Annotated in this window: 21 protein-coding genes; 17 read left to right on the forward strand and 4 right to left on the reverse strand. The window is 28.8% G+C overall.

Annotated elements, in window-relative coordinates; genetic code table 4:
- The first annotated feature begins 7 nt into the window (after positions 1–7).
- From V3255_RS01775 to V3255_RS01850, 16 genes are all read left to right on the forward strand, one after another.
- The gene (locus tag V3255_RS01775) at positions 8–652 is read left to right on the forward strand and encodes a hypothetical protein (protein WP_337903090.1); all 645 of its coding nucleotides are present in this window, start codon (positions 8–10) and stop codon (positions 650–652) included.
- Positions 652–1,653, forward strand: a complete 1,002-nt coding sequence (locus V3255_RS01780; RefSeq protein ID WP_337903091.1) for a hypothetical protein — start codon at positions 652–654, stop codon at positions 1,651–1,653. The genes V3255_RS01775 and V3255_RS01780 overlap by 1 nt, the downstream gene beginning before the upstream one ends.
- 8 nt (positions 1,654–1,661) lie before the next feature.
- Entirely contained in the window at positions 1,662–2,762 is a 1,101-nt protein-coding gene (locus V3255_RS01785) for a hypothetical protein (protein ID WP_337903092.1), read from the forward strand.
- A gap of 20 nt (positions 2,763–2,782) precedes the next feature.
- Entirely contained in the window at positions 2,783–3,520 is a 738-nt protein-coding gene (locus tag V3255_RS01790; protein ID WP_337903093.1) for a hypothetical protein, read from the forward strand.
- Positions 3,521–3,541: 21 nt separating this feature from the next.
- Complete coding sequence (locus V3255_RS01795; protein WP_337903094.1) at positions 3,542–4,357, forward strand: hypothetical protein; 816 nt, start codon at positions 3,542–3,544, stop codon at positions 4,355–4,357.
- 32 nt (positions 4,358–4,389) lie between these two features.
- A complete protein-coding gene (locus tag V3255_RS01800) occupies positions 4,390–5,214 on the forward strand; it encodes a hypothetical protein (RefSeq protein ID WP_337903095.1) in 825 nt (274 codons plus the stop codon).
- A gap of 29 nt (positions 5,215–5,243) precedes the next feature.
- On the forward strand, positions 5,244–6,437 hold the full coding sequence (locus V3255_RS01805) for a DNA cytosine methyltransferase (RefSeq protein ID WP_341516297.1): 1,194 nt from the start codon (positions 5,244–5,246) through the stop codon (positions 6,435–6,437).
- Positions 6,438–6,516: 79 nt separating this feature from the next.
- A complete protein-coding gene (locus V3255_RS01810; protein ID WP_337903097.1) occupies positions 6,517–6,921 on the forward strand; it encodes a single-stranded DNA-binding protein in 405 nt (134 codons plus the stop codon).
- 24 nt (positions 6,922–6,945) lie between these two features.
- Complete coding sequence (locus V3255_RS01815) at positions 6,946–9,186, forward strand: type IV secretory system conjugative DNA transfer family protein (protein WP_337903099.1); 2,241 nt, start codon at positions 6,946–6,948, stop codon at positions 9,184–9,186.
- 347 nt (positions 9,187–9,533) lie between these two features.
- Positions 9,534–10,625, forward strand: coding sequence for a hypothetical protein (locus V3255_RS01820; protein WP_337903100.1), 1,092 nt, complete (start codon positions 9,534–9,536; stop codon positions 10,623–10,625).
- A gap of 32 nt (positions 10,626–10,657) precedes the next feature.
- Positions 10,658–10,843 (forward strand): hypothetical protein, encoded by a 186-nt coding sequence (locus V3255_RS01825; protein ID WP_252263136.1) that lies wholly within the window; start codon positions 10,658–10,660, stop codon positions 10,841–10,843.
- A gap of 23 nt (positions 10,844–10,866) precedes the next feature.
- Positions 10,867–11,280 carry a hypothetical protein gene (locus tag V3255_RS01830; RefSeq protein ID WP_337903101.1) on the forward strand — a complete coding sequence of 138 codons (414 nt, stop codon included), beginning with the start codon at positions 10,867–10,869 and terminating at the stop codon, positions 11,278–11,280.
- A 21-nt stretch (positions 11,281–11,301) separates the two neighbouring features.
- Positions 11,302–13,116, forward strand: a complete 1,815-nt coding sequence (locus tag V3255_RS01835) for an Mbov_0396 family ICE element transmembrane protein (RefSeq protein ID WP_337903102.1) — start codon at positions 11,302–11,304, stop codon at positions 13,114–13,116.
- Entirely contained in the window at positions 13,094–15,796 is a 2,703-nt protein-coding gene (locus V3255_RS01840) for an Mbov_0397 family ICE element conjugal transfer ATPase (protein WP_337903103.1), read from the forward strand. The genes V3255_RS01835 and V3255_RS01840 overlap by 23 nt, the downstream gene beginning before the upstream one ends.
- Positions 15,789–16,730 (forward strand): Mbov_0398 family ICE element protein, encoded by a 942-nt coding sequence (locus tag V3255_RS01845; protein WP_337903104.1) that lies wholly within the window; start codon positions 15,789–15,791, stop codon positions 16,728–16,730. Before V3255_RS01840 ends, V3255_RS01845 begins: the two co-directional genes overlap by 8 nt.
- A 1-nt stretch (position 16,731) precedes the next feature.
- Complete coding sequence (locus V3255_RS01850; protein WP_341516298.1) at positions 16,732–20,436, forward strand: Mbov_0399 family ICE element protein; 3,705 nt, start codon at positions 16,732–16,734, stop codon at positions 20,434–20,436.
- A 72-nt stretch (positions 20,437–20,508) separates the two neighbouring features.
- Here V3255_RS01850 and V3255_RS01855 read toward each other — a convergent pair whose 3' ends face one another.
- From V3255_RS01855 to V3255_RS01870, 4 genes are read right to left on the reverse strand one after another with little or no spacing between them, the layout of a single operon-like run.
- Positions 20,509–20,781: a hypothetical protein gene (locus V3255_RS01855; RefSeq protein ID WP_337896727.1), complete on the reverse strand. Its 273-nt coding sequence runs from the start codon at positions 20,779–20,781 to the stop codon at positions 20,509–20,511.
- Between the two features lie 50 nt (positions 20,782–20,831).
- Positions 20,832–22,490, reverse strand: coding sequence for a hypothetical protein (locus V3255_RS01860; RefSeq protein ID WP_337903106.1), 1,659 nt, complete (start codon positions 22,488–22,490; stop codon positions 20,832–20,834).
- The gene (locus V3255_RS01865) at positions 22,471–22,677 is read right to left on the reverse strand and encodes a hypothetical protein (protein ID WP_337903107.1); all 207 of its coding nucleotides are present in this window, start codon (positions 22,675–22,677) and stop codon (positions 22,471–22,473) included. The genes V3255_RS01860 and V3255_RS01865 overlap by 20 nt, the downstream gene beginning before the upstream one ends.
- Positions 22,678–22,693: 16 nt before the next feature.
- Positions 22,694–23,710, reverse strand: a complete 1,017-nt coding sequence (locus V3255_RS01870; RefSeq protein ID WP_337903108.1) for an Mbov_0400 family ICE element protein — start codon at positions 23,708–23,710, stop codon at positions 22,694–22,696.
- Positions 23,711–23,833: 123 nt separating this feature from the next.
- On the opposite strand from V3255_RS01870, the gene V3255_RS01875 reads away from it, so the two are divergent.
- A complete protein-coding gene (locus V3255_RS01875) occupies positions 23,834–25,051 on the forward strand; it encodes an Mbov_0401 family ICE element transposase-like protein (RefSeq protein WP_337903109.1) in 1,218 nt (405 codons plus the stop codon).
- Positions 25,052–25,058 lie beyond the last annotated feature (7 nt).

Here is a 25,058-nt window from a genome sequence, read left to right on the forward strand (position 1 = left end):
ATAAAAAATGAATAAACAACAAATTGAGTTATTAAGAGAACAAGACGCTAAATTTGAATCTCAAAGTTTTGATTTTGAGCAAACTAGTCAGGTTCAAGAAAAATTAAAAAGTGTTATCGGCTCTGACTGGAATCAATGGCCAACATTTAAGAAAAACTTTTTTATAGAATATTTTGCAATCACAATAGTTCAACTAACCAAAAATAAAAAGTTTTTTGGAATGGCGGAGCAGTTACAAATAGATTTATGAAAAGTTGGAAAATGAATCCCTTACCACTACTATATAAACTTAGCCAATGAAGTTCTAGAAAAAGATGATCGATACAGCAATCAAGACGGAAGTATTGATCTTAATAAAAAGAATAAGTTATTTGATCCTTTTGTTAATTATGCAAGATGTCAAGCTGTCAGCTGGGATTACCCAAATAGTTTATTTCCAAGAAAACTTACTTTTATCGAAGATGGGGATAAAAAGCTTTTCTTAACTGAACAAGAAGGAGCCAAACTTGAGTATTTTTATTTTTTGTTTAGTTTAGAAAAAGAACATAAATTTTCAGATTATTACAAGTCAATTGATAGTTTATTTAACGAGTGAAAAACATTTCTTGAGCGTAAATGATTATCAGAGGGAAATAAAAAGGAAACAATTTAATGGAAACAAATAATAAAATTAAATTTTGAAAAAAAGAAATACAAACTTGGCAAAAAACCGAAGAAACTTTTCCCGAAAGATATAAATTTATAGATGATGTTTATCAAGAATATATTCATAAATACGGTGATGAAAAACTAACTAAATCTACCGATTATGTAGATGGTCTGGCAGTATTTTTAGCCACAAATAAAGAAGCTAATTACAATTTTTCCAAAATAAACATGGCGCCTCAGCCGGTTTATAATATTGAAAGATTTTTATTTGGGGAAGATAAAAATAAAAAATTGAAAGATCAAGTCAATCGCTTGTCTGAGGAAGAACGCCTAAAATGAATTGAAAAATTAGGAAAAACTGGTTGTAATTTGGTTGGAGAATGCCAGTATTCCTGAGAAAACATTGAAAATATTTCATGAGAACTTATTAAAGAAAACATGGAATTTGAGCATATAAATATCAATTATCGAAATTATGATTTTAGTATCCCGGAAAATCAAATGGATGATAAAACAAAAAAAGCATGAGATGAATATTTAGAATTAACAAATAAACTTACTTATCCTAAAATGGATCCGCAAAAAGGTGAAAAAATAATTTATAACAATTGAGTGAAAACTAATTCTGGTTCTGATCCTTTAGATTTTGACTCAATACAAGCATGAGCCAAAAACAGTTCTGAAGTCTTAGAACGAATTCTTCAAGAAAATAAAAAAATTTATACAAATATTCCTCAGACTGCGTACGATATTTTTTCAATTTATGAACCCAAATCTAATTTTAATTTAATTAGTAATTTACTTTACAAGTATTGAGAATATTATCCGGATATGCATCATGAATGGAATCTGCAAGCCAGAGAAGATGCTAACCGTGCTTTTGCTAATGATATAAAGTTATGGAAAATCCAAGATCCAGAAGTTGAGCTACTTGGTTTTGACGAAGCTTGAAAATTTAACCAAACTGAAAAATTCGACCAACCAAAAAAGAAAATGAGGATGTAAAGATAATTATGAAACTTGATATTGACAAAGAATTTATACAATGGAAAGTTACAAAATCACTTAACAGTTCTAGTTATGATATAAGGGAAGTTATTATTGGTTGGGATGATCCTCTCAGGGATGAATACTACTCTTATAAGCGTTGATATGATCAAGGCGATTTAATAGCCCCTAATCTTTGAGAAATGGAAAAGGAACTGACGAATCGCTCTGATTATGTTCGAAAACATTATAAAAAAGGAATAGTCGAGATAGTAACACAAAATCCATATGCTTACTTTAATTGACAGAAAAAAGAATTTTCTCATTGATATGCTTTTCTCGCCGACCCTGAAAGAACGGGTAATTATAAACGTTATAACCCAAGAAAAAAAGAAATAGAGCGCTTGACCGAAGAAGAGCGTGAAAAATGAATAAAAAGACTAGGTAAATCTTGGGGAACTTTAGATGGAAAATTTAATCAAGAGTGAATTGAATCTGAAAAATTACAATGAATTCTATCAACAAAAGAAAACCATAATTATTGATTAGATTTAGAAATTGAAGAACTCGAAGTAAGAAAAGACATTCCAAGAGGTCAAGTAGGTTATCTAAAAACTAATGAAAAAGCTGAATTAAAAAGATATAAAAAATTTAAAGAAAATAATAACAAAGATAATTCCTGATCAGGAGGGCTTGAGCAACCAGAGTTATTAAAAAATAATAAATGAGTGAAGCTCAGTTACCCTAATTCTAGTAATCCACGCTTAACAATAATTAACTATGCCAAAGACTCTTCCGAAGCGTTAATAAAAATTTTTAATTCAAACGACCGAATTTATATAGACATACCTCAAACTACTTATGATATTTTTTCTGTTCACGAACCCAAATCTAATTTTAATTTACTTCATTTGTTAATAAACAAGCACTGGAGAGAATACATACAGGAGCAGGGAAATGGCAAAGATCTTATTTGAGATATCACATTAGGTCGTTTAAAGGACCCAGAAGTTGAGATGCTAGGATTTAAAAGGTACCCCGAACTAAAACAAGAAGTCGAATCTAAAAAAGATAACTCTGAACAAACTAACAAATTCGAAGCGCCAAAGTTAAAAATGAAAATGTAGTTTAAAAAAACGAGGTTAAAATGAAAGATATTATCCAGTTAGAACTTGAAAATCTAACCCCCGAGCAAAAAGAAGAATTAAATAAAGAGTTATTCTATAACACCTTGGATAACTTACTTCGCCCTAAAAATGAATGAACATATCCTTTAAAAACATTTAGTGGAATATTTTACAAAAATTTGAATGAGCTTGATGAAAATCTCAAAGATTTTTTCGAAAAAGCTCCTGCCGATTTTATCCATTTCCAAAAAAACAATAAAAACAGTCTTTATAACCAGACGCTTAAAAAACATGATTTTCAAGATTTAAGTTATGAGGACATGGTTGAAAATTTAACCCAAGAGCAAAAAGATGAAATAGTAAGTAAAATTCCGCGATTGTTTAAGAAACTTGCGTCTGAGCGTGGGGTTCAGGATGTTTTATTAGATACTATTGATCCAGAAACAGGAAAATTTTCTGAACTAAAAGAAAATTTATATGACGGACAAAAAAATAAGCATGCTCTACTTGTTTATCCCCGCGGTGGAAGCTATTATATTCCATTAAAATTGTTTAAAGATGATAATCAACTTATTTATTATGCTTTAAAACAATCCGTTAGTGTTAATGAGCTTCTTCACGAGTTTAATGATATTTTAAACCCACACTACAAATTTAATCAATGAATTGAAACAACATACGAACTTGAATTAGCTCAAAAAGATGAGTTAGAAGAGAAGCAGAAATTCGAAGAACCAAAAATGAAGATGAAAATGTAATTTAAAAAGGAATTAATCAAAATGTCAGACATTATTGAACTTGAAATTAAAAATTTATCTAAAAAAGAAAAAAAAGAATGACATAACTTTTTACAAAGTGTGTGGCCTGAAAGAATGGAATGGACACAAGGAAACGTTGAGCGAAACACGGATTTCAAAAATTTAAAAAAATATAAAGCTTTAGATGAACTATTAAAAGATTATTTTAAGAGATATCCTGACCATTTTATCGGTTTTCAACATAGTAATAAAAATAGTCTTTACAACCAAACCATAAAACAACACGACTTTAAAGATTTTGATTATGAAGATATGGTAAAAGATTTAACCCAAGAGGAAAAAGATGAAGTAATATGGGATATTGCAACCCGCAATTGAAGTCCAGAGCATGTAGGATCACACTATTGAAATAAAGAAGATATAGATAAAGATATCGAGGAAGTTTCATTTTGGGATATTAACCCAAAGCATAAAAAAGAAATGGAAGACTATAAAAAGCTCCCAGAGAATCTCAAAGCAAAATATGATTTTGTGAATTATTATCCTGAAATAAAAAAAAATTTAGATAAATATCTAAAAAACGAGTTTGTTTTTTTTACTAGAACCTGAGAAGATACTTATAAAGATTTCAGATTTTTTAAAAATAAAGATGAACTTATTGTTTTTGCGCTAGAAGATGGAAGGATTGCTCCTGAAATTCTTCATAAACATGAAAAAATTCTTAACCCACACTACAAAGTAAACAATTGAATTGAAACAAAATACGAACTTGAATTAACGCAAAAAGATGATTTAGACCAAACCCAAAAGTTCGAAGAACCAAAATTGAAGATGTAAAAAATCAAATTTATAGAAGGGAGTTAAAAAAGATGGATATTGTTAAGCTTGAAATAACGAACATATCTGACGAAGATAAAAAAATCTTGTATGATGTTGCCAAAAATGAGTGACCTCAAAAAATTAGACCAAGTCAAGAGTGAGAAAAGTTCGAAAGCTACCAAGCATTAGAAAAGGCATTAAAGCTCTATTTCTGAGAATTCCCTGACATGTTTATTAAATTCCAATCTATTTTCCCAGGAAGTCTTTACCGCCAAGCTGTTAAGGAAAATAATTTTGTGACTTTGAGTTTTGAAGATGTTGTAAAGGGTTTAACTCTTAAACAAAGTGAACAAGTAATTTGGCAAATTTTACGTTCAAAATGTTCTCTATCAAGCCCGGAATATCCCATAGCTTTTCTAGAAAGAATAGATAAAGAATATCTAGTAAAGTATGAAAAACTACCAAAATCAGAACAAATAAACATGCGAATTCCTTATCAAAAATTGTATTCAGGCAAAGAATTTGAACAATATAACCAAAATAGATTTGTTCTAACAGAAATCCCTTCCAATGTTCTAAAACCGCTTCCAAAACTCAATTTTAATATTTCTATGTATCCTTATTTTCACCTTACGGGCGAAAAATACTTATCTAAATTCAAAAGTAAGAAAACATTTTTCAAAAACGAAGACGAACTTATTCTTTTTGGTTTAAATAATCCGCGCTTAGCACCCGCACTTCTTAGATTTCATGAAAAATACCTAAACCCACATTACAAAGTTAACAAATGAATTGAAATAGGCTATGAACTTGATCAGTTAAAAAAAAGATATTCGCATTTAAACTGTAAAGATCAAAAAAAATGTAAACATTAATTATAAATATAAAATAAAAAGGATGAGATATGAATAGTATTAAGGTATTGGAAACGTTTTCGGGAATTGGGGCGCAAGCAAAAGCGATTGCTAATTTTCAAAAAGATGAACAAAAATTTTATGAAATTGTTGCCACAATTGATTGAGATGTCCGGTCAATTATTACATATGCTCAAATCCATCATAATGTTTTGTCTGATGTTGAAAAAATTTTAGAAGAAAATGAACTAAGTTCACCAGAGAAAATAAATTCCTTTTTAAAAAATTTTGAGTTGTCGCTAGATTCAAAAAGACCTTCAAAAATAATAAGCAAAGATTTGAGTTTTAAAAAAATTCTAGCGGCTTCAATTATAAAAACTAAAAATTTAGGCTCAATTACAAATTTAAATGTAGAAGAAATTAATCGCTTAGCTCCTGATTTTGTTACTTATTCATTTCCGTGCCAGGGTCTTTCAATTGCTAATATGGGACGTGCTAATGGTATTTTTGATAAAAATTCAACAAGTTCTCTTATTTGAAATGTTTATTCACTAATTAAAGACTTGAGGGTTAAGCCAAAGTATCTTTTAATGGAAAATGTACCTAATTTAATATCAAAAAAATTTATTAATCAATATGAAAAGTGAAAAGAAACTTTGGAAAACGAAGGTTATAAAACTTTTACTGCAACATTAAATGGACTCAATTTTGGTTCAATTCAAAAAAGAAATCGAGTTTTTGCCATTAGTTTTCTAAAAGAAATAAAAACACCCTTTGAAAGCGACTTAGAATTTGAAAAATATATCTTAAATTTAGGTCAAGATATTTCGTCCAATTTGGATAAAAGGAAGAAAATTTTTCAATCGATTTTTAACTTGGATTCAAATAATAGTGAAAATGCTGACTTTTTAATTAATGCTACTCCGTCCCGAATTAGGATGGTTGAAAAGGTTGAAAAAATTAATGAGTCAAAAAATTTTATTATTAGAACCTTGACAACCAAGCAAGATAGAAATCCAAATACCGGCATTATTAAGCTTGAAAATGATTTAGCAAACAAATTAAATTATCGTTTTATTTCAAACCGTGAAGCTTTTAGACTAATGGGTTTTGAAAATAATGACTTTGAAAAATTAAAACCTTTAATCTCAAAAAATATATTAACAAAAGAGTCATTATATCGTCAAGCCAGGAAATCCAATTATAGTAACAATTTTAGAAGCGCTAATAAATTTAATTTATAAGATTGATAAAGAAAATTTTGGCTAAGCGAAAAATTAATAAAAATTCAAAATTAAAAAATTCATAAATAGGAGTTAAAAAATGTTAAATAAAAGTTTTTTAATTGGAGAAGTTGTATCAACAGTTACAACAGGCCAAACCGCGGCATCAAATCTTACTTTTGCTCGTTTTAAAATTGAAGTTAAAAACAAAAACAGTCAAAAACCTACCAACTTTTATGCAATTGCATTTGGATCAAAAACAAAAATAGCTAATGAAATTACTATTGGAGATATTTTGTTTATCCAAGGCCAAATAGGACTTTCCAGTTTCCAAAATGAAAAACAAGAAAGAATTTATTATCAAGAAATCAAAATCGAAGATTACCAAATAATTTCAAAAAAACCAGCAAAAATTGAGCATCCGTCACAATTAAAAACACATATTGAGGTTGATAAACAACAACAAAATAAAATTTTTCACGAAATTTTTCCGGATTTTGAATAATTAAAAAACAAGAAAGGTTAAAAAATGAAGAACATAATTAAAAAGCTACCAAAATGAGGCCAACATGTTTTTGTTGGAATAGTTTCTTATTTAATCAGCTTTATTTTTACTTTCTTTGTTTGACCTTTTATATTTAAATACAATATTAACAATATTTTTGAAACTTTTTCCTTGCAAGTCCAAGACACTGTGAGAATGATTTATATTATATTAGCAAGTTTTTTGGCACTTATTATTATTTATCCGATTACTTGGTTTTTCATAAATTTATCAAATAATAAATTCACAAGTGAGTTAAATAGTGATTTTATTTTTTATGACGAAGTTGAAAAAAAGGGTTCAAAAAATGAATTTAATAAAAAATTTTTGGCAACTCACGAAAATCAAAATTCTGGTTGAGTAATCAAAACAGATTTAGTTGACAGTAAAACAAAAAAAATTAATTTCTTCGCTCATACTAAATCACACGCCTTTATTTTAGGAGATACCCGGTCAGGGAAAACCCAAAAGTTCATTATTCCAACTATAAAATATAATATCCACTTAAAAGATGCGAATAAAAGACCTAATTTAATGATTATCGATCCAAAAGGTGAGCTGTTTACTAGTCTTTCAGAAGAAATTGAAAAACAAGGATATGAAACTGTTTTGCTCGATTTTCAAAATTTAGGGAAGTCAAGGGGGATAAATTTCTTAGCACCTATTTGAGACAAATTCCATTCTTCTTATAAAAACGAATCTGAAAAACTCCAAAATTATGATGTAGCTTCAAATTGATTGCAAAAAACAATCGAATCGATTCACGAATGGGACACAAACAGTAAAGATAGTTTCTGACCAAAACAAGCAAAAGAAGTGCTCTATATAATCGGGTGGTATTTGCTTCTTTATTCAAAAGTTGATCAAAGTTTTACACGAGAAAAATACGTTTTTGCTAATTTTACTTATTTTTTATCGCTTGAAGCTTTCAAGCAAGGATCATGAATTGAAGTTTGCAAAAATACTAACAACAAAGAACTCTCAGCATTTTATAATGAAAAAATAGCTCAATTTATCAGTACTAATCCAGATACTCTAACATCAATTTTAGTGAATGCCGCTGGTGCTATTTCAAAATTTAATACTATCGGTCTAAAAATGTTTTCTTCTCAAGATGCCACCGATTTTGATAAATTAATAAAACAATCGGATCCTGAATTTAGTGATCAATTTGGTGGAAATACTAACCCTTTTGCCTTATTTATAACATTCCAACTTGATTCAAACCTTGGTCAGTTAATGATACCCTCAATTATCAATAACTGCTATTCATCACTAATCACAATAGCAAATTCAAAATCTAATCGGCGTAATTTCAGGGATTTTTTGTTTTTAGGGGACGAGTTTGGAAATTTGCCTGCTATTTATCAAATGGCAACCAAGATGTCAACTGCTGCTAGCTATGGAATTTATTTTGCATTGGTTTTGCAAAATATTCAACAGCTGGAAAAATATGGTAAAGAAAGCGACACCATTTTATCAAATTCAGCCTTAAAAATTTATTTTAGGTCTAACGATATTAAATCGCTTGAGACTTTTGCTAAATTCGCTGGCAAAAAAGACGTAATTAAAAAAAGTTATAGTCAACCCGCTGATTCGAAAAAAGAGTCAACTTCAAGTTCACTTGCTGAAGAAAATATTATTACTATTAATAAATTGGCACAAATGCCACCAGAAGAATCATGAATTTTTATCACAGGACTAAAACCAATTCACGTTAAGTCAAATTTTGCCTATGAAATCTGAAAAGATCCACAAAAAACTCTAGAGAGTTTTTATGAGGGTAAAGAAACTTTATTTGATTTTAGCGCAATTGAATTTGACTTTAAAACAAAAGCGAAAAATTTAAAAATAGCGCACTTATCAAATAAGGCTAAAAAAACAAGACCTATGACAAATGAAGAAGCAAAAAAAGATAAAAATAATTCAGATAAGCCAGCAAAAATTGAGCCTGATAATAAAAATAAGATTTTAAAAAAACGAATTGAATTCCAAAATAAAGATAAAAAAACCGTCGTTTTACCCCAGAGCGGTTCTTCGCATAAAAACACTAAGTCAAAGGATAATGATGAAATTCAAAAGTTGATAAACAAAGCAAAACAAGAAATAGAACATGCCCAAAAATTAAAATCAAAAGTAGATACTATTGAAGAAGCAAATCAATTAGACAATATTATACAGAAAAATCAAGAAGAACTTAGGACTTTATCACAAAAATTGAAATAAAAAAAAGAGCCTATAAAGGCTCAAACTCAAAAACTCAAATAGTAGAAAGGACACCAAATGAGCATAATAGTAAAGGAAGAAACCGTTAATAAACAAACTTATAAAATTAATAATCTTACAAAAATTACAGAAAGGAATATTTTACAAATGATCTTAAAAAATCTAAGAAAGGAATTATTAACAAACAACCCTACTAAAAAAATAGAAAGGAGATGTCATCAAATGAACACAACAAATATACAAAAGAGTGGTCATCGGATAACAAAAATAAATAGAGAGGTGTCATCAGCGTATGACCTTACTAAAAGACAAGAAATAGTCATCAGGGAGAAAGGATTCATCAACTTATGACAATAGAAAATTATACCACAAAAATACAAAAAACAACTGAAAAAACTAAAAAAGTTTTTTGCTCTAATAGTTCTTACCTATTTTATATCTTTTGAGTAATTAGAGATTTTGAATTTAAAAAGAAAGCTAAAAAGAAAGGAGAAACATGCAAATTTTTAGATGTCAGACAAATTCTACAAAAGTTAAATGAAAATTGAACAGCAAAAACTTGGAATGCCAAAACTATTTATAAAATTCTAAATTATTTAGTCAAGGAGAATATTATTGAAACCCAAAAAATTGCTAATAAACTAATTGTTGTTAGCGTACTAGACTGGAAAAAATATTATATTCCTAAAAAAATACTAGATTTGTGTGTTGGTTTTGAAAATTTAGTTATGGCAAATTATTTTAGAGTTTATCAGTATTTGAAAAATTTAGCAATTAGAAATTTCAAATTTTCTAACTGAAAAAATAACGATTTTCAATTAGAAAACTCTTATGCTTATTTCCGAAATTTAGGCTTAAGTAATGAAACTATTTCTAAAGCTCTAAAATGATTTGTTGACAATAACATTCAAATTCAATTTGAAAATAAAGTTATCTCTAAAAAGTGAATTAACAGTGTCAATTTAGACAAAAATACATTTTACAAAGGAATTAAATGTGAAAAACAATTAATTTCTATTAGTTTAAAAAATGTTAAAAAGACTTTATACAGAGTATATCAAAACAACAAAACTTATTTTTGGTCAAAAAATGTTTTTGAGTGAAAAGTTGCAAAAACAGTAGTTGTCAAAATTAAAAAAATTTTTGAATACATGATTAAAAGACCTTGTTATTTACTCAAAAAAGCAAAAAAAGGGCTTACATATTTGCCTTGCTGATGCAAAAACAACGGAGCCCATCGAGAAATTACTTACAAAATACCAAAATATAAATCCTTTTATCAAGATAAGCGTTTGATTATTCGACATCAAGGTCTGAATTCAGATTTCTGGTGATTCAAACTTAATTATACGATGAAAAAATTAAAAACCAAATATAACTCAATTTTTAGTATTTCTCCAAAAATCGGCTTACATATGCTTAAGAAAAACTATAAATAGTTTTATATGTATTAAATACAAAAGGAGTAGAAATGAAAAAAGAAAATAATCTATCTGTTTTACAAGAAAAGCTAAAAATTTTACAAAGTTCAGATACTCAGATTTTAAAAGATCTAAAAAAATTACTTTTAACTGAACTTGAAGCTGAAGTTACAACACGAAAACAACAAATTGAGCTTATTGATAAATTACTTAAAAACAAAGAAAAACATATTTAAAACATATTTAAAAAGGAATTAAAATGAATTTTATTAGTTTATTTCAACAACAAGTACAACAGAACGGACTTGATGGAGTCAAAAATGCGGTTAATAATTTATCTTCAAACACACTAAGTTTTTTAACCATTATTTTCGGCTCATTAGTAGGAATTGTAGGCGCTGCAATGATAATTTATATTATCGTTTTATTATTACAAGCAAAGTTTGCTGGACTTGATAAGAAACAACAAATTTATAAAAAGCTAAAATCAGGAATATTGATTATTGGTGTAATTGTAATTTTATTAGTTGCAGGAGCTTCAATCACCGCAGCGCTAAATAATTTGTGATCTTCTTTTGGAAATGATGTTCAAAAAATTATAAAACCCGGAGAAGGAAGCGCTCAAGCTGCGCAAGCGATAACCCAAATAGTGCAAAATATAGGTTATTTTTAGTTTAGTTATTTAAGGCAAAAAATGTTTGGTGGAATAATAAACACGGTTGCTTATGGTATTTTTTCCGGATTATGATATTTATTATGTTGGTTTCCACTAACAATAATAAATGTTATTACAACACTATTTGGCGCAATTAACTTCAATTTATTTAAAGGAATATTCTTCGGACAACAAGAAGTCGATGTTAATAAAATTCCTGTTGCTTTCTGAATTTTTGTTGGTTTATCTGCTGGTGCGCTTGTTTTTTTAATTTTCTATCGATTGTTAAAAGGATTTTTCTACAACCAAGAGCAAAAAACAGGTCAGTCTGAAATCAAAAGCATAATTCTAAAAACTATTTCCGCTATTTTTTTTCCAATTTTATTTGTAGGTTTTTTATTTATTGTTCTTGTCGGGACAAACATAGTATTAATGGAAATTAAAGCTAGTTTTAGTGAGAATCAAAACTTAAATGTATCGTTAATTCGAGGGGCGACAGGTGATTTAAAATTAACACCAGAAGATATTAAATCGCTAGCAAAAGGAAATGTAGTTAGTTATAATACTTACACCGGTTTTGAATGAGGACAAGGCGCAAAACTTATTTTATTAGTACTAATTTCAAGTTTAACGATTGCTTGAATACTAGGAACAACACTAACAAGCCTAGTAGCAAATATTGCTCAAATGTTTTATCAATTACTCTTATTGCCGGTGTTTTCAATTTCGCAACTAACCGATGATGGGAAATTATTTAAGAAGTATTTAAACGGTTTTTGAGCAAAGTTTTGGGTGGTTGTCATTTATCAATTATCGTTTTTATTCTTCTTTGTCTGAACAGAGTATTCAATAAATGCCTGAGATTTTATCAAAACTAGCGATACTGATTTTGGCGGATTAGCTAATTGAATATTAAGTTTCGTGTTTAGTTTAATTATGATTCTTGGTGGTGGTATAGCAATAAAAACAATTTCGCAAGAGTTTGCCGGTTATTTCGGAGGTGAAGGATTTATTCGAAGTCAGCAAGAATGGGCAAATCGCACAGCTGTGGGGGTTTCAGCAACTGCCGGTCTATTAGCAACAGCACCAACGCTTGGACGAAAAATATTTAGAAAAGGTGCAAGGCTAACAGGATTTTATGATTCAGCCAAAGCCCAGATCAAAGATGATTATAGAGCTGGTCGAATTAATAACACCGAAAGAAAACTAAGGCTGAATGAACTGGCTAATAGAAAAGTGGAATTAGGTCAAACGTTCAGGCAAGGGTGAGAGAAAAGCAAAGATATACAGGGTAACAAATTCACAAAACCTATAAAAAGACTATGAGCCGCAAAAGAAGCTTTTAAAGAAAGCAAGGATATGGGAATTATCGAAGGAAAAATGTATGATATTTCCAAAAAGCGTTCTAAATGAGCAGATCGAAAACATGAAGAAGCTGCAAAAAATTTAAGTGATGTAAATCAACAAATGCCCAAAATAGATCCAAATGATGAAAATCAAAAGCAAAACTGAAGTTCACAATGGGCTGAAGCGGTTGTAAAAGAGAATGAAGCTTCCAAAAACAAAGAAAAACGGCAAGCGAAGTTTGCAAAAAGATCAAAAAATTTATACAATACAGTTCAGATCCCTGTTTCATATAGAGATAGTGATTATCGCAAGCAAGATTCTTATAAAAAATCTTATGATTATAAAATTGTAGACAAGCCTATTGAAGATGCCAAAAAAAGAGAAGAAAGCAAAGAAAATCAAGAAAAAAGAACTGAAGCATTAGAACAAGAATCTAAAAATAAAGAGCAAAATAATAATATAAGCCAAGAAAAAAAGGAAAAAAATGAAAAAACAAATTCAAAATAAGGCCATATCAAAAATCAATTTACATATTTTTCGAAACTTTAATATTTGAGACTTGCTAGTCTTATCTGCTATTATTATTTTAGCCTTAATTTTTGGTTTTGCAATTGATCCTGATTTAAATTTTTTGGTTAAACTCTTAATTATGATTTTGTTTTTTGCTTTTGTCGGGCTTCCTTTATTATTTAATTTCCCGTCACAAAAAGCACGTGGTTGACAGATACTAATAAATTGGCTTCGTTTTATTTCAATGCCAAAAAAATACTTAATTAGTGCAAGTGGTTCGAATAACACAAAAGCGCTGATACCTTATAAAGGGATAAAAAATAATTATCTTTTTAATGGAAAATCGTATGTAGGGGGTCTAAAAATCCAAGGTATTGATATTTTTGCCTACGATCTTGATACCCAAGCTTCCATATTTAATAACTTTGACAAGATTATTAATAATATAAATAAAAAGATTTCTATTGTTAAAATAGCAGTTAAGAATGATATCGAAGAAAATCAAAAGTTTTTAGAAAAGCAATTCGAGTCTTGTAAAGTCAATGCTAACGAAGAAATTTGTGAAGCCTATTATGAAGACTTAAATTTAACTTTTGAAGGTCAGTTAAAATTTAACTACTTTTTAATTATTTATGGATTTGAAATTAAAGAACTTGACTTAGAAATATTACAAATTAAATCCCAATTATCGCAAATGGAAATTCAAGCGGAGAAATTAAAAGTTGAAGAACTTTTAGATGTATGTTTAAAAATTTTGAATTCAAATGATCGAATTGATAAAGACTTTGCCAAAGAAATAGTTGAGCAGTCAAAAGATTTAGAACAACTTGCTAAAACAAATCCAAAAATGTACGGTCAAAAATCAAGTGAAATTGCTAGCAAATTACAATCAATTTTTGCTTTAGATGAAATCCAGTGACATTCAAAATACTTTAAGTCTAATAATAAACTATTTTCAATTCAATCCGTTTCTGAACTACCCCTAGAGCTGCCACCATACTGGGCAAATGCTTTTTTTAATTCCGATTCAAATATAGTTTGAAACATCGAAAAAATGTCTGACAAAGAAAAAGAAAAGATCCTTAATAAAGCACACAATATTTTAGCTTTAAATCAAACAGATCAAACCAGAAACGTTCTATTAAAAAGAAAAACCGAATTTGAACAACAAGCCTTAGAAAATGTAGTTGATGTAGCCGCAAGTGGGCAGAACCTTTTTTATTCAACATTTTTATTTGTAAATTGCGCAGATTCAAGAGAAGAATTAGATACCTTAGAATATACCAACATAAATTTAATTAAATCTATTAACGCTATTCCTTTTTCATTACGTTTTAAACAATTATTTGCTTATTTAAATATATTTTTTGCCCAAACCGATAACTTAAAAGAATATATTGAAATGCCAGGCAATAATATAGCCTGAGGATTTCCCTTTACAACACGCGAATTTAATGACAATAATTATAATACCTTAGGGTTAAATTTCTATGATAACACACCCTTATTTTTTGATCAGTTTTACCAAAAAGGCGTAAGAAAAAATTCAAATTTGTTCATTTTAGGAACAAGTGGATCAGGTAAAACAACAATTACAAAAAAACTAATAACTTATAATAAAGCAATAGGAAACTCTGTTATTGTTCTTGATCCACAAAACGAGTATTGAAAAATAGGTCAAAAATTAGGAGCAAATGTTGTTCACTTAAATTCTAGCGGACAGTCGATTTTTAACCCATTGCAAATTAGAAAAGTTTTTAATCCATCAAAAGATGATCAAATTAGTAATTCTGACTTAATAGCACTTAATTTAGCAAAACTTGAAACTTTTTTCCAGATAGTATTTCCTAATCTTAATAATACATCACTAATAGCAATTATAAGTAGTGTTAAAAAGCTTTATGATTATTTTGGCTTTTATGAGTATGAAGGTGATATCACAAAGCTTGAAAATCAAGACTTTCCATTAATTAGTGATTTAATTAAAGTTATAAAAAAAAGCGAATTTAGTTACTTATCAGATATCGAAAAAGAAATTATTATTGCTAATTTTGAAGCTAATTTTGATCATTCTTCAATTTTGGGGAGGATGTTTAACGGGTATTCAAACACCAAAGACTTAGATTCTAACTTTACTATTTTTAATGTTGCTGCCTTAATGAATTTAGAAAAACGGGTATATCAAGCGGCCTTTTTCTTAGCGCTATCATTTATTCAAGGTCAGATTTCAGATTTTTATCATAAAACCGATAAAAAAATAATGCTAATCGTTGATGAAGGGCATAAATTCATTGATGAGACAAATTTATTTGCCTTAAACTTTTTATTTGATACGGCCAAAACAATAAGAAAATACAATGGTGCCTTGGTCATAACAACGCAAAACCCTGGCGATTTTGCAATTAGCGGAGAAGCTGCAAGAAAATCTGAGGCTATTATTGAAAACTGTCAGTACTCAATATTTTTTAATTTAAAATCAAAAGATATCGAAAAAATTGATACGTTATATAGAAACGTTGGTGGTCTTTCTGATGAGGAAAAAAATTTTATTAATTTGGCACAAATTGGTGAATTTTTACTAACAGTAAATACAATTGATCGGTTCAAGCTACGAGCTTATTTTAACGAAGTCGAAAAACAATATTTCTTCGATAAAGGAGATAGAGCCAATGTTTAGTCAAAATTCAGGAGAAAAAAATGAATATCAGGAGGAAAACATGAACGAATTTGAAGAAAAAGAACTCAGCACAAATTTCCAATTTTCAAGCGATCAACTCAAAGATTTAATTAAATCAGTGGTTGTCGGTATTAACGATACTAAAGTCAAAGGTACCAAGTCTAAAAAAACAAAAAAAATAAAAACCAAAGTAAAAGAAAAATTTAATGCTGAAGTTCCTTCCTTTACACTAAAATTTTCAGAGAAAAATGAAGCAAAAATAATAAATAATTTTAGAACTCAGGCCGTAGCTAAAAAAGAAAATCCAAATAAGCTCTTAAAATATTTAATTTTAAACACGCTTACATCAGAAAATACACTTAAATATTATTCAGCGCTCAAAAACGATATTTATTATTCGCTAAGAAAAGCAGTTTATACCTCCCTTTCGCCTTTTTATTTAAGGCTTGAAGAATATAATATGCTGCTTGAACATAAATATGATACCCTAAATAAAAAATTTAATGTAATAATCAACCTTTTATTAGATGTGCTTGGCAAAAGCCAGTTTGATATTAATATCAAATTAGATGATGTCTATATTTTTAATGAATTAAAGCAAAAACAAGAACAAGAATATCTTCTCTTGAAAAAGAAAAATCAGGCAAGAAAAAAAGAAATCTATGAAAGTTACAAAAATTATTTATTAACTGAACAAGTCGATCAGATTATTAATGACGAAGACCAATTAATTGCCCGACCAACTAGTCTGCGAAAAATAAAATCGATATTAAAAGAAAGTTACGAGCCTAATTTTTCCAATTTAGAGCAGTCTGATGAAGTAGAAAAACAATCCCAAAGTGAGAATATAAATATAGATAAAAGTCAAGGTGAAAATATAAATATAGTTAAACAAGAAGAACAAATAAGTCAAAAAGAAGAAAAAGAGGTTTAAAATGACAAAAACAACTAAAAAGTTAAGTAAAATTTTTTTAATTTTAACTCCATTTTCATCCTTAGTTTTTTTACAATCGGCAACCTACGAGTTGCCTGTTTATAATAATTCAGAGATTAAGAAAGATAGGGTTTGGGTCGTAAAACCCGACAAAACATATAATTTTACCAAAGAAATTGACAATTTTGATTTTGACCTTAAACAACAAACCCGAAATTGGGAAATTTTCGTTGGTGTTGATCCCGTTTATGATGAAACTGACCGAGAAGAAGTTATTGCCGGCCAACGAGAACAAAAAGTCGCATTTTCAAAAAATTGATTTACAACTGAAACTCTCGAACACACGGGCAATGCTTTTGACAGTACTTGTGAACGAACGGGGTATAATTGTGGTGGTCATTATTGAAAGAAAAAAACTGTTCCAGATGGTGTGTATGATAAAAACCATAAACATAACCAATCAATCCCTGACAACAATTTTGAAATTGATCTCGAAGATATTGAACATGATGAGTATGGTTTGAATAGTTTAAGTGATGATAGCAAATTTACTGATTTTTTTAATTTGTTTTATGTAGGGCTACGTGATGTCAACGACCGCGGAATAATAAAACACCATCGGATATTTGAAGGCTTGGGTGCTGGACTTAAAAAAGAATTTAAGAGCGATCAACAACAAGGATTTAATCTAAAAAAAATTAAATTAAGTTTTAAGTATACTGTTAAAGATGAAAAAATAACAAAATTAAGTGTTACAATTAGTGCGTTTGTAGAAAGAAAAAATGAAGAAGATAGAAATAACGAACAAAGCGCAGCCCTAGCAAAATATTTCTCAGATCTACAAAGTTCTTTTAAAAAAGATTTTCCCGATCAATACGTAATTTCCACTGACTCTGGAGCTAGTCGTGGAATTCTTGCTCCAAAACCAGTTAAAACAACTAGTGATACAAATGTCGCCACCTTAAAGTCAAATCGCGAGTATTGAGTTGAAACATTAAATAATTGGTGAGAAAAAGCTGCTAAAACAAACGATAGTACTATACCATATAGCGCTGAATATAGATGATCTTATTGACCTAGTTCGGGAGATATAGCTCAGGTATGAGTTGAATTTGTCGATCCATTAGATAAGCAAAGAAAAAAGTTTTGATTATCTAACCCCGATGACGCTAGTAAATGACCAACTCAGTGAAAACCGACTAAATTCTTTTTACAAAGAGAATTTTCATCACGACTAGAACTAATTCCGTCAACGGTTCTAAAATATAATGAAAAATTAAAAAGACTTGTTCGAACAAAAGCAGAGAGAAAACAAATTCAAGCAAACCAACAACCAAATAGTTCAACTAGTCAAACCGCTACACCAACTAATGATCAAGCAAACGTATATGGTGGTGAATTTGAGTTTGTTGGTGACGTTAAAGTAAAATTTAACGGAGCAAAAGACAATTCAGAAGTTTTGTTTGTTAATGGCAAAAAAATTGATGTTCTTGACAATCAGTTTGAAACTGTGCTACAAGATCTAAGACTCGAACAAAAAGAAAATGGTGCAACCAATAAATACAAAATCGAAATTAAAAAATTTAAAAAAGACAAAAGCGAAGTTGAAAAATCTTATTCAATTGATTTGGTTACAAAATCTGTTGTTAATGTACTACAAGGAAAATGATTTGGTTGAGATCCTGAGAAAAATTTAAATCAGAAAAAATTAATTAGTCAGTATTTATTGGATGACTCTGGAAATGAAATCGTTGGTCAAGATGGGAAAAAATTAGAAAATCCTAAATATGATCCTAATATCGATCCGCAAACTGGAACAAAAAAACAAATTCTATGGGTTAAAAATAATGGAAGCGACCTAAGTGATAATATATTTTATCAAGACAATACTATTGGCAATGGATTTATTGCTGAGGCAGCGGTAGCTGGCAAAGGGATAAATACAACTTTTTCTCAGAATTTCCAAGACGACAAAGCCACTGTTAAAAGATATAAAATAGATCAAAATCAAAAAAAGAAATTTACACTTGCGCCTAATGTAACTACTTTTTCATCAAGTCCAAGTAATAAAGACGGTCAAGATCCTAAAATAACCAATAACGAACTCGAATATTTCTCAAATTCCGGACTTTGATTGTATAGAGCTGGTTACGAAACTGATCAACAAGCTTTTAAGTTATTTTTAATTGGCGATAACGATAATACAAAACTATTTTCAGATATAGTTGACTCAGAGGTTTATATCCCATTTTGGCAATCGCCAGCAGGTAAAAAATTAGAAAAATATTTAATTAAGGTCAGAGGCTTTAATAATAAATATATCGAAAACCTAAGTTATGAAAAACTTATAGCCCATTGGAAGTCTTATATTAACTATAAGTACGATAAGGGTGAAATTCAAGACCCTATTAGTAGTATTATCTCAAAAACAATTGACCAAGCATTAGAAAAACATTTAAAAGAACTAACAAATATTAACTTTTTAAGTGGTCAAACAATTAAACTACAAGGTTTAGATTTTAGTGGAATTGAACAGTATCTAACAGATGAGCAAAAAGCTAAATTAAAAGATATTAGTATAACGCCATTTAAAAATGGTCAAAACTGAGCATTTCAAGTTGACTCTGATTTTAGGCAAACACTAGGTTTAAACGGCGGTGTTTTTGAGTTTCCAGGACTAAAAACCGATCGAGAACTTAAAGATTTAAAGTCTACAAAAAAAGAAATTAAGGTTGATGGCTTAGAACAAAAAGTCCAAGAATTAGTGAATAAATATGTCTTTGTGAGTCCCAAAGAACTTGTCAATCGAGTATCAATTTTGGTTAATTCAGAGGTTGGCAGTGAAAATGTCGCGACAATTAGTTGAACAACCGAAGACGGAGTTTTTGAGGTTGAATTAGTAACTGATGGCGAACATTTTATCGCAAAAGATCAATTTAAATTTAATTTAAAACAATTACAACAACAAGCCCAAGACAACTACGATGTATTCAACCCGCTACCAAAAGATGTTAAAGCAAACTTAAAAGGAATTACAAATCCTGAGCAAGCGATTGTAGAAATAAAAAAACAACTTCAATTATTATCAAATAATCAGCTAAATTTTGGTCAGAACTATTCATTTGACCCAAAGCTTTTAAATAATCCAGCTCTTTTTAATGTTTATCAAGGCGATTTTGAATCAGCTAAAAGTCAAGGAAATCTGCCGCTTTCAGGCATTGATTTACCAGGTTATGTAAATTTAGATATAGTAAATGTTGTTCCAAATATCTCGGCTTTAAAAGAAAAGAATTTGTCAAAAATAAAAATAAATGATATTAAAATAAATTCCAACGATCCACAAAAAATGGCTGAACAGTTAAGAGATCAACTAAATAAACAACTTGTTCCATGAGGCTTAAATTGAGAAGAATATCTGAATCCGGGAGATTTTGATAAAATTTTAGAGCAAATCCAGCATAACAAGTTTTCAGAAATTAGTTTTAAGCCATCGAATTATTTAACCGATGGGAACTTAAAATTTAATGTTGAGAACTTTGATTTTGTGCCTTATAACTTTAATTTGCCAGTAACCGAAGAAACAACAAGTTTTATTCAAGATAAAAAGAATTTATATTGGTTTATTCCTTTAAGTATCACCGTGTTAGGGATTTTATCCTTTGGGATTTGGTTTTTAATAAGGAAGAAATTCAAAAAATTTAATTAACAAAAAAACCGCCTTACAAGCGGTTTTTCTTTTGTTTGTTTTTAATATTTTTACCTTTTTGTTTTTGTTTCTTTATAAACTCGCTAATCAAGTAATAAGATAAATTATTCCACCGACTATCGCCCCTATTCCTATAAATCACAAAATTATTTGAGCACCGCGCAACAAGAATGGCCCAAGAAGGTCGTATAATACAAAAGCAATTATAAAGAATACTAATTGGAATACTAATTGGATGGGGAAAGTTATTATATCAAGAATACGCAAAAAAGCTTTTCATTTTCTTCTTCTGATAATTTTTTTAATTTCTTGTTCAATAATATCAGGGAGTATAACTTTTGACATTTGGTTTTTCCTTTTTCTGCTTTTAGGTGGTTTTTTATTTTAAAAATAAATTAGTTGGTGGGTTGACTGTCGGTTGATTGAGCATTGCTTCTAGTAGTATTTGGTTGAATTGGATCTGGTCTGACAACGGAGGATAAACTCTCATGATCAAAGTCTTCGTTGTCAATTGAAGCGTCTTCTTTAAACTTAATTCCGTATTTATCTTGATAGTTTTTTAGTCAAGCCCCTCAGACTTTTATGCTAGCTTTCTTTGCTCCTTGCTTTGCTTCTTCTTTTTTATCTTCGGGAATTAATGGGTCGTTTTGGATGTCTTCTTCGGTTTTTAGATCTTTAATTTCAGGTAAATAAGGTTTTAGATATTTGTTGAAATACTTAGACTCGCTAGGAACTTCTTTAAGGAGTTTTGTTAGCGTTTTTATTTTGTTGTTTGATGTATTTAAATTATTTCTTCAAATTATAGGGGCGATTTTTTGGTTGTAATAGCTAATAAAATCACTAATTAGTGACTGATCGTCTTGGTTATTGGAAATATCAATATTAAAAACTAAATCTTTTCGCAAGTTTAAATGGTGTTTGGGCTTTAAAAAATTAGCAAGCGCTTTTGTAAAATTGTCGACTTCGCTAAACATTGTAGAACCCAATTGGTCACCAATATCTTTGTTTTTGTCTATTAAATCAAAAAGGTATTTTTCAACGTCGTGTATGGTTTCTAAAACATCTCTGGCGATATTAGCAGAGCTTATAATTCGCTGAGGGCGAAGCATAAATCACCCGAGTTCATATCATAATTTTTCTGGTTCACTAGGCTTGTAGCCTTTTTTGATGTAATATTCTTCACGAAAATAACGGGCTATATCTTCTTTATCATCATCGTCATCAGATAATAGTTTTTTATCAACAACCGAAGGTCAAATTCTTTCATTAGCTAATAAAAAATCAAAAACAATAGCATGCTTTATTGTTCTATCACTAGGAATTTGAGCGTTATATTTATCAAGTTCAGGCTTAATCATTGGCAAATAAGTAGCAACCTTTATTTTCTCCGGATCCACCTTATCGTTATCGCCTAGGTCGTCAGGTATAGGAACATTTGATTTATTGTCTTTATCTTTATCTTTATCGTCTTTGGTATTTCACATTTTGTTATGCTGATTAACTAGCCCTTGCCTTCAAACTTCAACCGCACCACCGTCTTGCGGACTCTTATAATCAACTAAATTATCATTACGATACTTCCTAATCTTATTATAAAAATACTCTAATCTTTTTACATACTGTTCTTTATTATATTGGCGAGTACCAAAACCTTTGTTTTCTAAATATTTAGGAATTGATTGTAAATAATATCAATAAGGCAACAGTCCGTATTTTCCAGAAAGAAAACTTGCATCAACAATTTCTTCGGTATAATTTTTGGCAACATCAAAACGGTTTTTTGTTTCTTTTGGATTTTTCTTTTGACCGTTAAATCCGAGAACCGAATTAGAAATTATTTCAGAATTTTCTTCTAAGATCGGGCTTCCTTTTTCCGGATTGGCAGTTTTAGGATTATAAGATCCTTGAGGTGGAACAAGCGATTTTGAGATTTGTTTTTGGATTTCTTGATAAGGGTGAATACAAGATACTACCAGAGTTGGTAGTGCTAAAAAACTACTAGATAATAATAAAATTTTGTTTTTTTTCAATTTTTTATAGATCAAATGCAACATAAAATACTCCATAAATTAAACAAGCAATCATTGTAAAATAAAAATAAGTTAAGTTTCGTTTACGCTTTGGCGTTTTATAAATAAATGCTTTTAGTCTATTTGTTTGCTTAACTTTTGCAATATAAATTCCAAAACTAGATCAAAAAACCAGTGAAGAAATCGCGCCGATTAAGTGTCCAACTTCCATATTTTTCTTCCTTTTTTTACATTTTCATTTTTGGTCCATCTTTTTTAAATTTTTCTCGTTCTTTTAGAATACTGCTAAATTCATATTCTAAGTGATTAAAATCAAAAATATCACTTTGATTATTTTCTTTTTGCATTATTAATTTGAATATTTCAAAATTGTCTAGATTATGACTTAAATTATTTTCTTCAAGCCAATTTATCATAAATTCAAAGTCATTTTTCTGTAAGTCTTCTATTAATTCATCATAATCAATTATTGATTTAGTAATTATTTTTGCATCAATATTAATAGGTATTATTGGCTGTTCTAATGAATTATATTGTTTAATAATTTCCATTGAATTAAGTCCTTTTTGAATGAATTTATTCTTTTGAATTCATTCAAATAAAGGCGAATAAATTTTTTCTTCTTCGTATTCTTTCTTAGCAAGAGATAAATTATTTCTTAAAAGATTAAGATTTTGAGGATCTCTTTCCTTTTGTAAGGTTTCCTTTTTTAAATTTATTTCTAGTGATTTTGAAGAATTATTGTAATCTTTTTTAAGATGCCAATCGCTAGCATATAGTACTTTTGGGATGGCTTTTTGCATATTTACATCATAATTCACATGTGTAAGGACTATAAACGGTGGTTTTTCATTTAGAAAAGAATTGATAGTATTAAAAATTTTGTTTGCATAATAATAATCTAATTCTTGAGTATCCCAAATTTTAGTTTGATTTTTCTTTAAAAACTCTTCCAAATCCTCTTTGTCTATATAAAAAATTTGGGAGCAGTCAAGATATGAGTCTTTTCTAAATAATGTTTTTGGTTTGTTTGATTTGGGTATCTCAATTTCACTTTTTAATTTTTTTCTAATTTCACCGTTTTTTTTATGTTTGGAACGAGCTTTAACATAGTAATATAAATCAGTATTTGAATCATAAAAAATAACAACAGGATGCGCTTCTATTGTTTCTTCAAGACTAGTAAAAATAAGAGAGTCGTTAAAACTAGTGGGTGTAAATTTTTCTATTAGTTTTTTAGTCATCTCAATTTCCCCCTTTGGATAAAAATTTATTCTTACTAAATTTATATTATAAAGGAAAAGAAGTTAAATTTTCCTAAAATTTTTCTGTTTTTTTAAAAAATTTCTAATATAAAATAAAAAATTATGATTTACACGTCTGAAGAAAAAACAATTTTAATTAATAATTTAATAGAAAAAATTAAAGCAGAAGATGAAAAGTTTTTAGAAAAAGTTAAACAAACCCCTGACCAGGGATTTCATTCGAAAATTAAAAGAAAACTGAAAACTGAATACGGAAAAATTGAAATCAAGATTAATAGATATTGAAAAAAAGTTTCAGTTGGAGATGAAAATGGCGAGGTAATTGCTAGAAAAAGAAAAGTATTTTATTGTGATGCTTTTAGTAATTTAGTAAAAAAAGGAAAAACAATTACAAATTCATTAATCAAAAAAATTATTAATTTTTGTTACGAAGTTAAATATGGAAGCTCTATTTCTAGAATGTTTGAGAAGGTAGTTTCGGTTAGTTCTGTAAATTTAATATTAAAAAAAATTGATACAACCAGTTACTTAGAAAACTTTCAAGCACTAAGCGCTGGTCAAAATTATATTAATTTGGCCGTTGATGATTCATTCCATCGGGTAGTAGAGAATAAAAAAACTTATAAAATTAAAAATAGAATGTTGGTTTTATATTTAGGCAAACAAAACGGGAAAGTTTATGGGAAAACCAACATTCTAGAAGTCAGAAAAGTTAACAGCGCTGGTTTTAGTATTGATCAACTAGCACAAATTGTCAAAGATATTATTCGAGATATTTATAAGAAAAATTTAAAAATAATTGTGTATGGTGATGGTGCAAAATGAATAAGAAATTTATCGAAAAAACTTGATGCAATTTACATTTTAGATAAATTTCATTTAATAAAAAAGCTTTCAGATTTAGTTTCACTAAAAAATAACAATTCACTAAATCGTTTTTTGTTTGAAGAAAAATTTCCAAAACTTTATCAAAAGTTATCGGATTATTTCGAACAGAACCAAAGTGACAAAGTTGTTTTAGAACTCAGGCAAATAATAAAATATCTTCAGACTGTATTAGGAAAATATCCTTTACTTTTTAGTAAAATTAAACAGAAAATTGAAGAAGCAGGACAATTTTTGCGTTATGTAATTTCAAACTTAGAAGCAATTAACCAGTTATTTTCATTCAAGAGTGCGAGCAGCTATACAGAAAGTTTTGTAGCTAGTCTAATAAAATTTAATACTAAAATTAAGTATTCAACTTTTTCATTTGATCGTTATTTTAATAATTTAACTTTACATCATCAAAAAAACAGAGCTAATTTAGTCATAGTTTAAGTTTTTT

The sequence above is a fragment of the Mesomycoplasma ovipneumoniae genome (genome assembly GCF_038095975.1).
Lineage (GTDB): Bacteria > Bacillota_I > Bacilli_A > Mycoplasmatales > Metamycoplasmataceae > Mesomycoplasma > Mesomycoplasma ovipneumoniae_C.